Raw genomic sequence first — 13,557 nt, 5'->3', positions numbered from 1 at the left:
CAGCGCTCTCCCGAACCGCTGCGGCCGACTTTTGATAGGCGCGGGCGATGAATTCCTCAAGAATGTGCGACTCTACCCGCCATTGACCGCGGTTATCTCTAGTTCAATGGGAGGTGCGAGGTTCCTGAGAATCGACCTGCCTCACTACCGATTCTCGCTTGTCTTCAACATGGGTGAGAAACGATCGTTTGAACACGCTCACCGGCTGACAACGAGCTTAGATTTGAGCCACTGAAGTTTGCCTGTAGGCTCTCTCACCATGTCGTTGGGGCGTGAGTATAGGAAGCTATGGGCTGGTAATGCCGCTTCCAACTTCGGCGACGGCATCAGTTTCGTGGCCATCCCGCTTCTGGCGACGACATTATCAACAAATCCATTGTTGATTGCTGGCTTGTCCATGACTTATTCGGCTGCCAGATTCCTTGTGGTTCTGCCTATCGGCGCCTTCGTTGATCGTCTGGATCGTAAAACAATTCTATCGGTTGCGAATCTAAGCCGAGCCGTCCTGTTGGTCCTATTGGCGGTGCTGGTTGCCACCGGGACAGCGTCAATTCTCGCTTTGTATGTCGTTTTTACCTTGATTGGGCTCCTGGAAACGGCCGCGGATAACTCGGCGCTATCAATCCTGCCCTCGATTGTGAGCAACAAAGACCTGGACAAGGCCAACAGCCAGATCGCTGCCACTCAACTTGTCGCAGATGAATTCGTGGGGCCACCGCTTGGCGGATTGATGTTTGCAGCCGTCATAGCGTTGCCAGTCGCTGTCACAGGAGGTGCTTACGGTGCCGCTGCGCTGTTCTTCTTCGCTCTCGCTGGGAACTTCCGCCCGGAGCGGCTAAACGACCAACCGCCATCACTACGGCGGGAGGTAATGGAAGGTGCTGCCTGGCTGGTGCGCCACCGGCTGCTGCGCGCACTCTCGATCGTCAGCGGACTGGCCAGCATCGCGTATATGATGCCGTTTTCCATCCTCGTTCTCTTCGCCCAGGACATTCTGGGACTGGAACCGGCAGGCTATGGCATTCTCCTTTCAGTGTCGGCTCTTGGCGGGCTCGTGGGATCAGCCATCGCTGCGCCGCTGCGGCGCAGAATCGGATACGCTGCCACCGCTGCGGGGAGCCTGATCCTTGGCTCCATCACCTTGATTGCCATCTCATTGACGGACATTCCGTGGGTGGCAGGATTGTGCTTGGCCGCGTGCATCATGCATGCCGTTGTCTATGGCGTGTGTGTGAGCTCCATCCGGCAACGCCTAGTCCCGGATAGCCTGCGAGGCAGGGTCAATTCAGTAGCAAAATTATTCGGACTCGCAGGCCTTACCCTCGGTGCTGGCCTCGGTGGCGTGCTGGCGACCACTTTCGGTCTTGCTATCCCATTTCTGGCAGGCGGAATCGTCTTCGTTCCCTGTGCTCTCATCGCATGGCCATTCTTGCGCAACTGGGAATCATCCTCTCCGGACCTCTAGCCGCAATTACTGGGCCCTGCCTGGCTTCCGATCCGATGGCCTTGCGGTGCTTGACAACGGACACCGAGGAACGACGATCATGAAAGAATCTTCATTTGATGTCATCTGACTCATTTAGATGAATCTTGATAGTCTTAGGCTGATGGAATAGTTCCGGTTAATTTGATGCTGTTCACTTGCCGGGTAGGGTCATGCGGTGTGACCACATTTAGGGCAGTTGAAGTTCCGCTTTCCGGCGGCGAACGGGTTTATGTCGTGGTAGATGCTGGCTTCCAGGTTTCGGAGGAATGCCGGCTTTACGCTCTTTGGCTCAGCCAGGCAGGGCGATCGATCAACACGCAGAAGTCTTACCAGGCGAAATTGGCGTGGTTTCTGACCTGGGCCGCGGCAGAAGAGGTGGACTGGCGGCATCTGACCCTGGTGGATCTGGTCCGGTACAAGTTGCATGTTCAGGCCGCCGGACAAGGGCAGCGCGGCAGATCGGGTAAAACAGTGAACGTCTATATCGTTGCTGTCCTTGAGTTTCTGAGATTCTGCGCCCACGAAGGCTTATGCGATGTTGATGTCGACCGGAGGTTTTTCGACCATCCGGGACTGCGGTCCCTCGATCCGGTTAGCCGAAGAAATGCGTCGGAGTCGGCGCCCCGGTTGACCAGAATGCTCAAAGCGAGGGAAACGACGACACGTCCTCAACCGATCAGCAGCGACGAAGAATCGCGGCTCATGGGTTGCGCTACGAATCCACGCGACGCGCTGTTGGTCCGTTTGCTGCTGCACTGCGGTTTGCGGATTGGGGAGGCGTTGGGCCTTCGCTTGGAAGACATTCATTTCCTCCCGGAGTCGAGTTTCGCGGGCTGTTTTGAGCGGGGGCCGCACGTGCATATCCATCGCCGGCTCAATAGCAACGGTGCCTTGGCGAAATCCCGTGCCAGCCGCAGCGTTCCGGTCACCGATGCAGTCACACACGCGTACGCTGCCTATCAGGATGAGCGATATGCGCTACTGGGTGAGACCCCGTCCGACTACCTCTTCCTCAACCTTTATTCCCGCAACAGCCCGGTCGATGAACCGCTGCGCTATGCCAGCGTCCACGCCCTGTTCAAACGATGGGAACAGAAAACGTCGGTACCGCTGCGCCCGCACCAGCTGAGACATTCCGCGGCCACCCGGTGGGTCAGGGCAGGACATCCTCTCGACGTCTTACAAGAACTCCTGGGCCACAAAAGCATCGAATCAACACAGGTATACCTGCACGCATCGCCGGAGGAAATGAGAGCAGCCGTCGAATCAGTGACAAAGCCCAGGAGGCAGGATAATGGTGGTTGATTCCCGGCAGATCCTGCTCAATGAATCCCCCGGAACCGACGCGGAGAGCTACCTCCAGTTCCTTCAACAACGCATCACCGGCAATTGGCGGCCCTCCGAGTGGGAGAGCCGGCTCTGGCATTTCACAGCAGACTCCGCTAATCCGCTGACCGCCGCATACCCCTGTCCGGTCCCTCACTGCGGCGGGCTGGCGCGCAGCAGCGGCGCAGCCTGCTCAACGTGCAAATCAGTCGCCAGGACCGGGACGGACAGTATACGGGGGCGAACCAATCATGCCCGGCGGCTGCAGAAAATCACCGAGCGGTGCACCATCACAGCAGACGGTCAGTCCTGCAAAGCACCCTCAACCCATCACGGGCTTTGCTACCACCACTACCACGCCTGGCAGAAACGCCGCTCCAGCGCCGGCGGAGACTATCCGCTGGAAAGATACCGGGCTTCGGCGCGCGGTGCATTCCCCAAGGGGAAGCAATGCGCCCTCCCCGGCTGCCGTACCGAGGAATGGCGTTTCGAGAAGAAAATGTGCCTGAGTCACCACTTCCAGTGGAAACGTCTCAAACGCCAAGGCATCACCTTTGAGCAGTTCACCTCCACTCGACGTCCAATCAATAATCAGTGGTCCACCACTGAATTCACCCTCGCGGACCTGCCTCCGATCCTGCGGCATGAGTTCCTCCTGACGTTGCAACAGCGCGATCACGACGGTTACCGCCTTGACCCCTGGGTGATCCGCCGATGCATCACCGTTGCCCTTGAGAACCGTACCCTGACGATGGAACAACTCCATCGGATGATGAAGGAAAGCGAAACCAACCAGCGCCTGCAGCAAGGATTCACCAATTACGGCCGCATGTGGTCCGCCCGCTGGCGGCACCAATACACCGGCCACGATATGAAGTCAGAAGACATCTGGGACGCCGCGGTCCTGATGCTCCGCACCTGTTCCGGCAGCGACACCATCAGTTCCAAAGGGGTCTTGGATTTCCGCCCCATCCGCATCCTCTGGCTGCGCGAAGCAGCCAAGGAGACCGCCGCTGTCTTCGAGTTGCCGGCTGACAAGATCCGCGACCTCATCCGTTCATGCGGTATTGCCTCCGACGCGCTGCTACAACGCCCGCACGGAACGAACCCGGAACGCTTGACCCGCACAGATGCCAAAGCCGTATTCAACGCATACTCCACACTGGAGACCCATGACGGCGCACCCAAGGCAGACCGGTACAAGTATGCAAACTTCCACCGGTTCCGCCGATTGCTCCATGAAGGCAGAGATCTCAAGGCCCTTCAGCCACTGGCCCCGGCATTCAGATTCCTATACACGGACACGCTTCCGAACGGCCGTACGACCAGCACGGTCAACAAATCCATCCCGGATGATGTCATCAAGGTCCTCGACTCCAACCTCCACCTGCTCACCGTTGCCGAAGACCACCCATACGCCAATGGTCGGCCGGCAGAGCTCTACAACCACATGCACCAGACCATTTATCAACTGCTGCGTGACCTGGGCCGGCGGCCATCGGAAATCCTGGGACTCAAACGCGGGGCCCTGCAGCGCTACGACGATAACCGCCCGTTCATCCGCTACGACGCACCAAAAACCGCAGACATCGGCCTGGAACTGCCGATCCATCAATCCACCGCGGACATCATCACCGCATGGGTCAACCGGCTCGAAACTATCACCGACATAGAACCAAAGGCGGCAGGGCTGATGTTCCCCTCGCTCTCCGGATTTGGCCCAGCAGCCCGCCGACACATCACCATCAGTGGCTACCATACCGTTTACTGGCGGTGGATCGACCGCATCAAAAACCTTCCCGAATACGCGCAAGACCCTGGCGGCGTCGCCCGCAACCTCGACCGCGCCCGGTTGAACCTCTACTCGTGGCGGCACACGTACGCCCAAAGGCTTTCCGATAACAACACGGCTCCGGATGTCATCCAAGAGTTGATGAACCACAAGAAGTTCGAAACCTCCGCCGGATACATCCGCATCAACCGGCAGCGCAAGGCCGACGCCATCCGCATTGTCGATCAAACCACCATTGACCGCCACGGCGCCACGCAGGACCCTCACAGCTACCCTGCCTACGTCCGCGGTTCCGTAGCCACACCACTGGGCCTATGCACCGAGCCGTCCAACGTCAAAGCAGGCGGGCAGGCCTGCCCGGCCCGCAGCAAATGCGGCGGATGCACATACTTCCGTGCCAACGTTTCCCACCTTCCGCTGATCGACGCGCATATCGTCGCACTCACAACCGACCTGGAACTTGCCCGACCCATCGCCGACACCTGGGTACTCGAAAGCCTCACAGCGGAAATCACCTCCTACCGGAAGATCAGGCGGCTACTCGCCGACACCAAAACCAGGCTCACACCAGCCGAACAAAGTGAAATCGACCGGGCAACCGAACTCCTGCAGGCTCTTTCCACCGCCCCCACCGAGGAGCCGATCGCCGCGGTTCCACGGAAACTGCTTCCGCTGACGCCGAAACAACCATGACAGAACACAACAGCGCGAAGACCAGCGCCTCCGATGAACGGACATCCAAACTCATCGCGGCAAAAAGAGCCGACAGCCAAAGAAGACGCACAGCGGTGATCAGGACCCTCGAAACACAGACACGGAGCGGCCGGCCGGTAACCGTTGCAGGCATCGCCCGGGCGGCCGGAGTAAGTACCTGGCTGATCTATAACGTGCCCGATCTCTTGGTTGCCGTTCGTCGTGCCGGGGGCACCGAATCCCATGCCCCCGATACAGTGAAAAACCGGACCCGGAACAGTGCGCCCAGCCCCGCAAGCCTCCGCAATGAGCTCGCGCTACTCAATGCCAGACTCACCAAAGCGACCATGGAACGAGATCAGCTCAAGAAAGCGCTCAAAGCCAGGATTGGCGAGCAGCTTGAACTGGAGACTCCCACCGAGCTGAAAGCACACATCTCAATACTAGAACGGGCCCTCAAACGTGCCCGCCTTGACCTGGAGGAAGCTGGAACGAACAGCGACCTCCTGCACGACAAGCTGGAAGAGAGTCAGGACCAACTCAGGGCCGCACAACGAATCAACAAAATGCTTATGAGGGAAAGTTCAGGAAAAGCCGCGGTGATCCCTCTCGGATCGCCACATTAGGAGCGGTTACCGTCGCCTACCTGCGCTGCGGATTCTTTAATGGACGCAGCCGTGCGCTCGTAAGCACCGGAAATATACTCTTCAAGTTTATGAGCCTCAACACGCCATTGACCCCGTCCACCCACCTGAATGGCCGGCAACTCACCAGAGCGAACCAAAGCATAAGTTTGGGACGAGGAAATGTTCAAAACCTCAGCGACATCAGCCAGGGTCAGAAACCTCTTCTCAGCCATCAGCCCTCGCTACTTCCCTCATCACGAACATGCTAGCCGCAGCCCCTCGAAACTCACGATACTCACTCATCCGGAGCCCGCTAAAACAATCATTTCCCCAAGTCAGAGACATAAAAATCCCTCCGAAGCGCCTGCCGACTTAAGATAACCTCTGCCACCGATCTGGATAGCCGGTAGCTCCCCGGACCGGACCAGGGCGTATGTCTGAGACGACGAAATGTTCAACACCTCACCGACATCAGCGAGGGTCAGGAACCTCTTCTCGGCCACGTCTTCCGCCTTTCGTTCCACGTTGCGTAGAACCTTTGCACCTTCGATACCGCTGACTTCCAATCTTGCCATCACCGCCAGGGGTTTGGCCCGATTATCCACAGTTTGGAAGCATTTGGCTCCAAAGCATTTATTTTGCGGCACTAGTCCACGAGAATTACTGGACAAGGTCAAAAATTATCCGGGGCTGGACGGTTGGCCGGCCGGAATCTGTAGGAGGCCATCGTGAGCCTATTGGCAGTGACCCCGGAACGAGATGAACCCCCGGTCCGGTTGAGGAAGCCGTCGTGGAAGGACCCCCGGCTCCTGATAGGCCTCCTGCTTGTACTGGCGTCCATCGCCGCTGTCACCGCCGTGGTGGGTAGCTCCGATCAGACCACCGGCGTCTATGCTGCCCGGGCTGACATCCCGGTGGGCACGGAGGTGCTGCCCGCCGACCTGACAGTTGTGGCGGTGCGGCTGGACGACCTCCAGCCGGCCTATCTTGGGGTGGAGGAGGGGATCCCCGAGGATGCTGTTGCCACCCACTTGCTGCGGGCAGGCGAGTTGGTGCCGCGGGCCGCCTTGGGCTCCGCCGATGAGCTGGACCGCAAACCGGTGGGCCTGACCATCGACGATCCGCTGCCAGCGGGAACCGCCACCGGGTCGCGGGTTGATGTCTGGGTGTCGTTTGAGGGGGAGGGCGGCACCTGGGAGCCTCCTACCCAGTTACTGGAAGCTGCTGAGATCTCGGAATTGACGATGTCTGAGTCAGCGCTTGGCGGGGGAACGGGACCAACCCTGGTTCATGTTCTCGTCGGCGATGAGACACTGCCCGAGTTGCTCTCTGCCCTGCTCAACGAGGCGCGAATTGCCCTTGTCCTCAACCCTGGCGGCTCGCCGTGAACCTCCCGGTGGTCACGGGCGGGCGCGCGGCCCGGGAATGCGTCACCGGGTTGGAGAATCTGCGGGGTCCGGTCACGGTAGTCCGTTGGTGCACTAACCTAGCGGAGGTCATCGCGGTCTGCCAGACGGGGCTTGCCCGCGCAGTGATCCTCTCGGCGGATGCCGGGGAGCTAACCTCTTCACTGATCGATCGGTTCGATAACGCGGAGGTCGTCATTGTTGCCTTGGCGGACGACGACGACAGCAGGCGCCGCCTCGAAGCACTGGGCATTCGCCACACAACAAGCGATGTCGCTGCCGTCACCCTCGCATCAATCATTGAAGCAGCTGTGGAGTCTGCGGGTCAGCGACACCGTAACCCCGGCATCCCTCAGGCTGGTGGGACGTCCTACGCCGATCCCACACCTGCGCTTGAGTCCGACGTCGATCCGCAGGGATCCCCCACCGCGGAGGCGACCGGGACCGGAGAGGTCTTCGCGGTCTGGGGGCCAACGGGGTCCCCTGGCCGCACCACGGTGGCAGTGAATCTCGCGGCCGAGCTCGCCGCTGAGGGACGGGCGGTACTGCTGATCGATGCGGATACCTATGGAGCCAGCGTTGCTGCTTGCCTGGGCCTCCTCGACGAATCTGCAGGCATCGCGCAGGCCTGCCGGCTCGCGGATCAGGGCTCACTCGACCGGGCGGGGCTACGCCGGGCCATCACGGTGGTAGCAGTGCGGGGCTCGCGGCTTGGTGTCCTGACGGGCGTCACCCGGGCCGACCGCTGGACCGAACTACGGCCAGCGGCGCTAACCCGGGTGCTTGAGCTCGCCCGCGAAGTTGCCGATGTGACGGTGATCGACTGCGGCTTTTGCCTCGAGGCAGATGAGGAGTTGAGTTTCGACACTGTCGCACCCCGCCGGAATGCGGCCACGCTCTGTTGCCTGGAGACGGCCGACACGGTCTTCGCCGTGGGCGCGGCAGACGCCGTCGGACTGCCACGCCTGGTCCGTGCGCTCGCGGACCTGACAGCTCTTGTGCCGGGAACTGTCCCACGGGTGGTCCTGAACAAAGTACGGGCTGCTGCAGTTGGCCGCGGACCGGAGCGTCAGCTCCGCGAAGCCTGGGACCGGTTCGGTCCGGTGCAGCAGGTGGACGCTTTCCTTCCAGCGGAGTTCGCCACCGTTGATTCTGCCCTGCTGGGAGGTTCAGTATTGCTGGAATCCGCCCCCCGATCACCCTTACGCCAGGGTATTGCAGCGCTTGCCGGTGTACCGATTGAACAACGGCGGCGCCGGCCATTTGGAGCAGGCCACAACGAAGTGAAGTTTTCCCGCAACGGCGTTAGGCTCATGGGTAACGGGCCGCAACGGAGCGGCCTTTAATATTCGTTTTATGGAGGCGTTTTCATGTCGTCTGGATCCAGCATGACGGACCAGCCAAGTTCCGACACTTCTATCGGAGAGTTCATCAGTCACTATTATGAACATCTCGCTGAAGAGGACGCCAAGGCACACGCGGCGGAAGCGCTCCAGGAGCGCGCCCTGCGGCATCGTAGTCTCGCTGAGAACCGCCGGGTGGGTGAAGCGGCGGTAGACATTTTCGATCAGTCCGACGCCAGCGTCATCATGATCGTCACCGATGACATGCCATTCCTGGTTGACTCGGTGGCCGCTGAACTGGTGCGCCACCAGGTCGCCATCCGGCTCGTGATGCACCCCACCTTCATCGCCACCCGGGACCGGGAGAGCGCTGCGTTGCACAAATTGCAGCGGGTACCATCCTCGGCAGGCGTGTCCAGCGGTGACACAGCCGCTTTGCCCAACATCTCACACCTGATTGCCGACGGTGACGTCGCAGCCCACATCGAGTCATGGATCGCCGTCGAAGTAGGCCGGATCCTCGACGACAACCGTCGTCAGGAGATTATTGCCGGGCTGACCAAAGTTCTCGGCGATGTCCGCGCCGCTGTCGAAGACTGGCCCGCCATGCGCAGCAAGGTCCGCGAGATCGCCGCGTCCCTCGATTCCGTTCCAGGTGGCGCCGACATCCCCGACCTGGACCAGGCCCGGGAACTGCTGACCTGGCTTGATGCCGGAAACTTCACCTTCCTCGGGTTCAAGGAATATGACCTTCTGACCGACGACGACGGCCAGGACGTTCTGCGGATTGCCGACGGGCACGGCCTGGGGCTGTTGAGGCACCCGGTCGGCGGCCGCCAAATCCAGCAACTAACCAGCGCCGGGAAGGCCAAGGCCAGGGAGAAGCGAGCCCTGGTCATCACCAAGGCGAACTCCCGCTCCACGGTGCACCGTGCCGCGTATCTCGACTACATTGGCGTCAAACGATTCGATGCTCAGGGGAACGTCAACGGCGAACGCCGGTTCATCGGGCTCTTCGCGACCAGCGCCTACACCGGCTCGGTGCGTGGCGTGCCGATTGTGCGCGACAAGGTCAATGCCGTCTTGTTGCAGTGCGGGTTCCCACCCGACTCGCATTCGGGCAAGGACCTCCTGTCCATTCTCGAGACGTACCCGCGCGATGAGCTCTTCCAGATCGAGGTCGAGGACCTGATCACGACGGCGATGGGGATCCTGAGGCTCCAGGAGCGTCGCCGAACACGGCTCTTTCTGCGACCAGACATTTACGGCCGATTCATGTCGGCACTGGTCTTCCTGCCACGAGACCGCTACACCACCGGGGTGCGCCTGCGTATCGAGCAGGAACTGCGACAGACCTTCAAAGCCGAGTCCATCGACTACGAGGCTCGGATCAGCGAATCAGCCCTCGCGCGGCTGTTCTTCCGCATTAGGTTGCCGCGAGGTGTTGAGGTTGCCCCGGTGGAACCGGCCGCGCTTGAGCAACGGCTGGTGGGCGCCGCCCGGTCCTGGTCCGAAGGTATCGATGAGGTGGTCCGTGGACGCTTCGACCGGCGTACCGCCGAAGATGTCTCTGGCCTGTGGGCTGAAGCTTTTCCGGCCAGCTACCGGGTGGACTACGAGGTGGAGGACGCCCTTCAGGACATCGAACGTTTTGAACGGTGCGAGAAGAACTCCCCAGCCGCACCGGTCATGCACGTGTATGTCCCCGAGGGAGCAGGCGAACGGCTGGAGGAGGACGCCCGACTCAAGCTGTACCTGACGGAGCCCAAAAGCCTGAGCCAGATCCTCCCGTTCCTCCATAATCTCGGACTCGAGGTGCTGGATGAACGCCCCTTCGAGGTTGAGCGCTCCGACGGCAAGGAATTCTTCCTGTACGACCTGGGCCTGAAGTACCCGGCGGGCATCGACCCCGTTCACACCGGACGGCTGCTTGAAGAATCGTTCGCAGCAGCCGTGGCTGGATCTTCCGAGTCCGACCTGTTCGACCGCCTGGTCCTTCGCGAGAACCTCCACTGGCGTCAGGTGGTGATCCTGCGCAGCTACGCCAAGTACATGCGGCAAATGGGGAACACCAACTCCTACGGTTTTGTCGCGGACACACTGCTCGCCAACGCAGCAGTCAGCCGGGCGCTGGTGATGCTTTTCGAAGCCCGGTTCGACCCGGACCTCAGCGAAGCCGAACGGGTGTCCCTCACTGACAGCGCGCGGACCACACTGGAGTCCGGGCTGGAACAGGTTCCCACGCTCGATGCCGACCGGGTCCTCCGGACGTTCGGAAACCTGATCGGCGCAACCCTGAGAACCAACTACTTCCAGGACAAGCGCCACGTTAGCTTCAAGTTCGATACCTCGGCCATCGACGGGGCACCCCACCCGCGCCCCAAATTTGAGATTTGGGTGTACTCACCTCAGGTCGAGGGCGTGCACCTGCGGTTCGGCAAGGTCGCCCGCGGAGGGTTGCGCTGGTCCGACCGCCGCGAGGATTTCCGGACCGAGGTGCTCGGTCTGGTGAAGGCTCAGACGGTCAAAAACGCGGTGATTGTTCCTACCGGCGCCAAGGGCGGATTTTTCGCCAAGCAGCTCCCCAATCCTGCGGTGGATCGCGCTGCCTGGCTTGCTGAAGGGCAGGCAAGCTACCGCACCTTCATCCGCGCCTTGCTCGATATCACCGACAATCTGGTGACAGGCGAGGACGGCGAAACCGTCGTTCCCCCGCCCCGCGTGGTGAGGCACGACAGTGACGACAGCTACCTGGTGGTAGCAGCTGACAAGGGCACAGCCGCGTTCTCCGATATCGCCAACGAGCTATCAGCCGAGTACGGGTTCTGGCTGGGGGACGCCTTCGCCTCGGGTGGGTCGGTCGGCTACGATCACAAGCAGATGGGCATCACGGCCCGCGGTGCGTGGGAATCGGTGAAACGGCACTTCAGCGAGTTCGGGGTCGACACCCAGACCGAAGATTTCACGGTGGTAGGCGTCGGCGACATGAGCGGCGACGTCTTTGGCAACGGCATGCTGCTGTCCGAGCATATTCGGCTCGTCGCAGCGTTTGACCACCGCCACATCTTCCTCGACCCGACTCCAGACGCGGCGGCGTCATTCGCCGAGCGGAGCCGGCTGTTCGGCCTCCAGCGGTCAAGCTGGGAGGACTACGACGCGGCACTGATCAGTGAAGGTGGCGGGATCTACCCACGACAATCCAAGACGGTGCCGATCTCGGCCCAGGTCCGGGCGGCTCTTGGGCTGGACGAGTCAGTCACCACGCTGAGCCCGCCAGAGCTCCTCCGTGCCATCCTCTGCGCCCCCGTGGACCTCCTGTACAACGGTGGCATTGGTACTTACATCAAGGCATCCACCGAAACCCATGCGGAAGTCGGGGACAAGGCCAATGACGCGATCCGCGTCAACGGCAACCAGTTGCGAGCCCGGGTAGTGGGCGAGGGCGGGAACCTCGGGATGACCCAGCTGGGGCGCATCGAGGCTGCACTGACTGGTGTGGTGCTGAACACCGACGCGATCGATAACTCGGCCGGAGTCGATTGTTCGGACCATGAGGTCAACATCAAGATCTTCGTTGACCGGATGGTCCGGACGGGTGCGCTACCCGCCGCGGAGCGCGCTGAATTCCTGCACTCGATGACTGAGGAGGTTGGACGGCTGGTCCTGAAAGACAACATCGACCAGAACGTTCTGCTCCTGAACGATCGGCAGCGTGTCGTGGAGTGGAGCCCCAGCTTTGAACGCCTGATGGATTGGCTGGAGACGAACGCGGACCTGAACCGTGAACTTGAAGCGCTGCCCACCACGCAGGAACTGCGGACCCGCGTTGAGAGCGGACAGGGGCTTACCTCACCCGAGCTGTCGGTGCTGGCCGCCTACGTGAAGATTGAACTGACGAAGGCCCTCACTAATAGTGACCTGGCCGACGACCCGTGGTTCGGCAGCACTTTGAGGGAGTACTTCCCCAAACAGCTGGCCGAGCGGTTCGATAGCCAGCTCGATACCCACCCGCTCAGGCGCGAAATCATCTCGACGGTGATCGCCAACGACATGATCAACATGGGGGGTATCACGTTCGCTTTCCGGGTGATGGAGGAGACCTCGGTGTCGGGCCCGGTCATCGCCCGGGCGTTCGTTGCACTGCGTGAAATCTACGACCTTGATGCCCTGGTGGGCGCGCTGGGCGAACTTCCGGCGAGCTTTCCCACCGAACGGTGGTCGGCCGTCCACCTTGACATGCGTCGGTTACTGGACCGGGCCGTCCGGTGGTTCGTCAACAATGTTGGTCAAGGCACGTCGGTCGCCGACGACATCGCGACGTTCAAGCCGCTGATGGACCCGCTACGCACCCACCTTGTCGACTACGTACGCGGGAGGGACAAAGCGCGCGTCCACGAGTGGTTTACCCGCGCAGAAGAGTGGGGTTTGCCTGACGATATTGCCCGGCACTGGGCCGAACAGTTCGAATCCTTCGGTCTGCTCGATATCGCGCTGATCACCCAGCGAATCGACGAACCAGTTGAACGCATCGCCCAGGTCTACTATGCCGTCTACGACCGGTTTGCTGTCGACAACCTGTTGGAACGGATCACCACCCTTCCGCGGAGGGACCGCTGGCAGGCGCTTGCCAGAGCAGCGTTACGCGACGATCTGTATTCGGCTATTGCCGATATGACTGTCTCCGTGATGAAGGCTTCGGCGACCATGCAGGATGTTGAAGCGGGGGATCGGCTTGTTGCCTGGGAGCAACAGAACGCCGAAATGCTGGAGCGAGCCCGACACATGTTCGCCGAGATCAACCGCCTCGAACGTGACGATATGGCGTCGTTGTCGGTTGCGCTCCGGCTGCTCCGCTCGATCGTGCGACGGTAAGGCCGGACAGCTC

9 protein-coding genes are annotated in these 13,557 nt (G+C 60.9%); 7 read left to right on the top strand and 2 right to left on the bottom strand.

Annotated features, from left to right (window positions below; translation table 11 throughout):
- Positions 1 to 259: 259 nt before the first annotated feature.
- From ABD059_RS14330 to ABD059_RS14315, 4 genes are all read left to right on the top strand, one after another.
- Positions 260 to 1,465 (top strand): MFS transporter, encoded by a 1,206-nt coding sequence (locus ABD059_RS14330; RefSeq protein ID WP_343881222.1) that lies wholly within the window; start codon positions 260 to 262, stop codon positions 1,463 to 1,465.
- 198 nt (positions 1,466 to 1,663) lie between these two features.
- Complete coding sequence (locus tag ABD059_RS14325) at positions 1,664 to 2,791, top strand: tyrosine-type recombinase/integrase (RefSeq protein WP_343881220.1); 1,128 nt, start codon at positions 1,664 to 1,666, stop codon at positions 2,789 to 2,791.
- A complete protein-coding gene (locus ABD059_RS14320; protein WP_343881218.1) occupies positions 2,781 to 5,297 on the top strand; it encodes a hypothetical protein in 2,517 nt (838 codons plus the stop codon). The genes ABD059_RS14325 and ABD059_RS14320 overlap by 11 nt, the downstream gene beginning before the upstream one ends.
- Positions 5,294 to 5,923 carry a hypothetical protein gene (locus ABD059_RS14315; RefSeq protein WP_343881216.1) on the top strand — a complete coding sequence of 210 codons (630 nt, stop codon included), beginning with the start codon at positions 5,294 to 5,296 and terminating at the stop codon, positions 5,921 to 5,923. The genes ABD059_RS14320 and ABD059_RS14315 overlap by 4 nt, the downstream gene beginning before the upstream one ends.
- On the opposite strand, the gene ABD059_RS14310 is transcribed toward ABD059_RS14315, so the two are convergent.
- Both ABD059_RS14310 and ABD059_RS14305 read right to left on the bottom strand, forming a co-directional pair.
- Positions 5,920 to 6,156: a helix-turn-helix domain-containing protein gene (locus tag ABD059_RS14310; protein ID WP_343881214.1), complete on the bottom strand. Its 237-nt coding sequence runs from the start codon at positions 6,154 to 6,156 to the stop codon at positions 5,920 to 5,922. The two genes, ABD059_RS14315 and ABD059_RS14310, sit on opposite strands and share 4 nt — an antisense overlap.
- 102 nt (positions 6,157 to 6,258) lie before the next feature.
- Positions 6,259 to 6,426, bottom strand: coding sequence for a helix-turn-helix transcriptional regulator (locus ABD059_RS14305; protein WP_377959680.1), 168 nt, complete (start codon positions 6,424 to 6,426; stop codon positions 6,259 to 6,261).
- A 225-nt stretch (positions 6,427 to 6,651) separates the two neighbouring features.
- Between ABD059_RS14305 and ABD059_RS14300 the strand changes: the two genes are divergently transcribed.
- From ABD059_RS14300 to ABD059_RS14290, 3 genes are read left to right on the top strand one after another with little or no spacing between them, the layout of a single operon-like run.
- The gene (locus tag ABD059_RS14300; protein ID WP_343881212.1) at positions 6,652 to 7,311 is read left to right on the top strand and encodes an SAF domain-containing protein; all 660 of its coding nucleotides are present in this window, start codon (positions 6,652 to 6,654) and stop codon (positions 7,309 to 7,311) included.
- Entirely contained in the window at positions 7,308 to 8,675 is a 1,368-nt protein-coding gene (locus ABD059_RS14295) for a CpaE/TadZ family protein (protein WP_343881210.1), read from the top strand. The genes ABD059_RS14300 and ABD059_RS14295 overlap by 4 nt, the downstream gene beginning before the upstream one ends.
- Positions 8,676 to 8,699: 24 nt before the next feature.
- On the top strand, positions 8,700 to 13,544 hold the full coding sequence (locus tag ABD059_RS14290; protein WP_343881208.1) for an NAD-glutamate dehydrogenase: 4,845 nt from the start codon (positions 8,700 to 8,702) through the stop codon (positions 13,542 to 13,544).
- Positions 13,545 to 13,557 lie beyond the last annotated feature (13 nt).

It is taken from the genome of Arthrobacter flavus (assembly GCF_039526005.1).
Classification (GTDB): Bacteria; Actinomycetota; Actinomycetes; order Actinomycetales; family Micrococcaceae; genus Arthrobacter_D; species Arthrobacter_D flavus.
The sequence above is the reverse complement of the archived record's forward strand: the minus strand, read 5'-3'. Positions and strand labels throughout refer to the sequence as shown.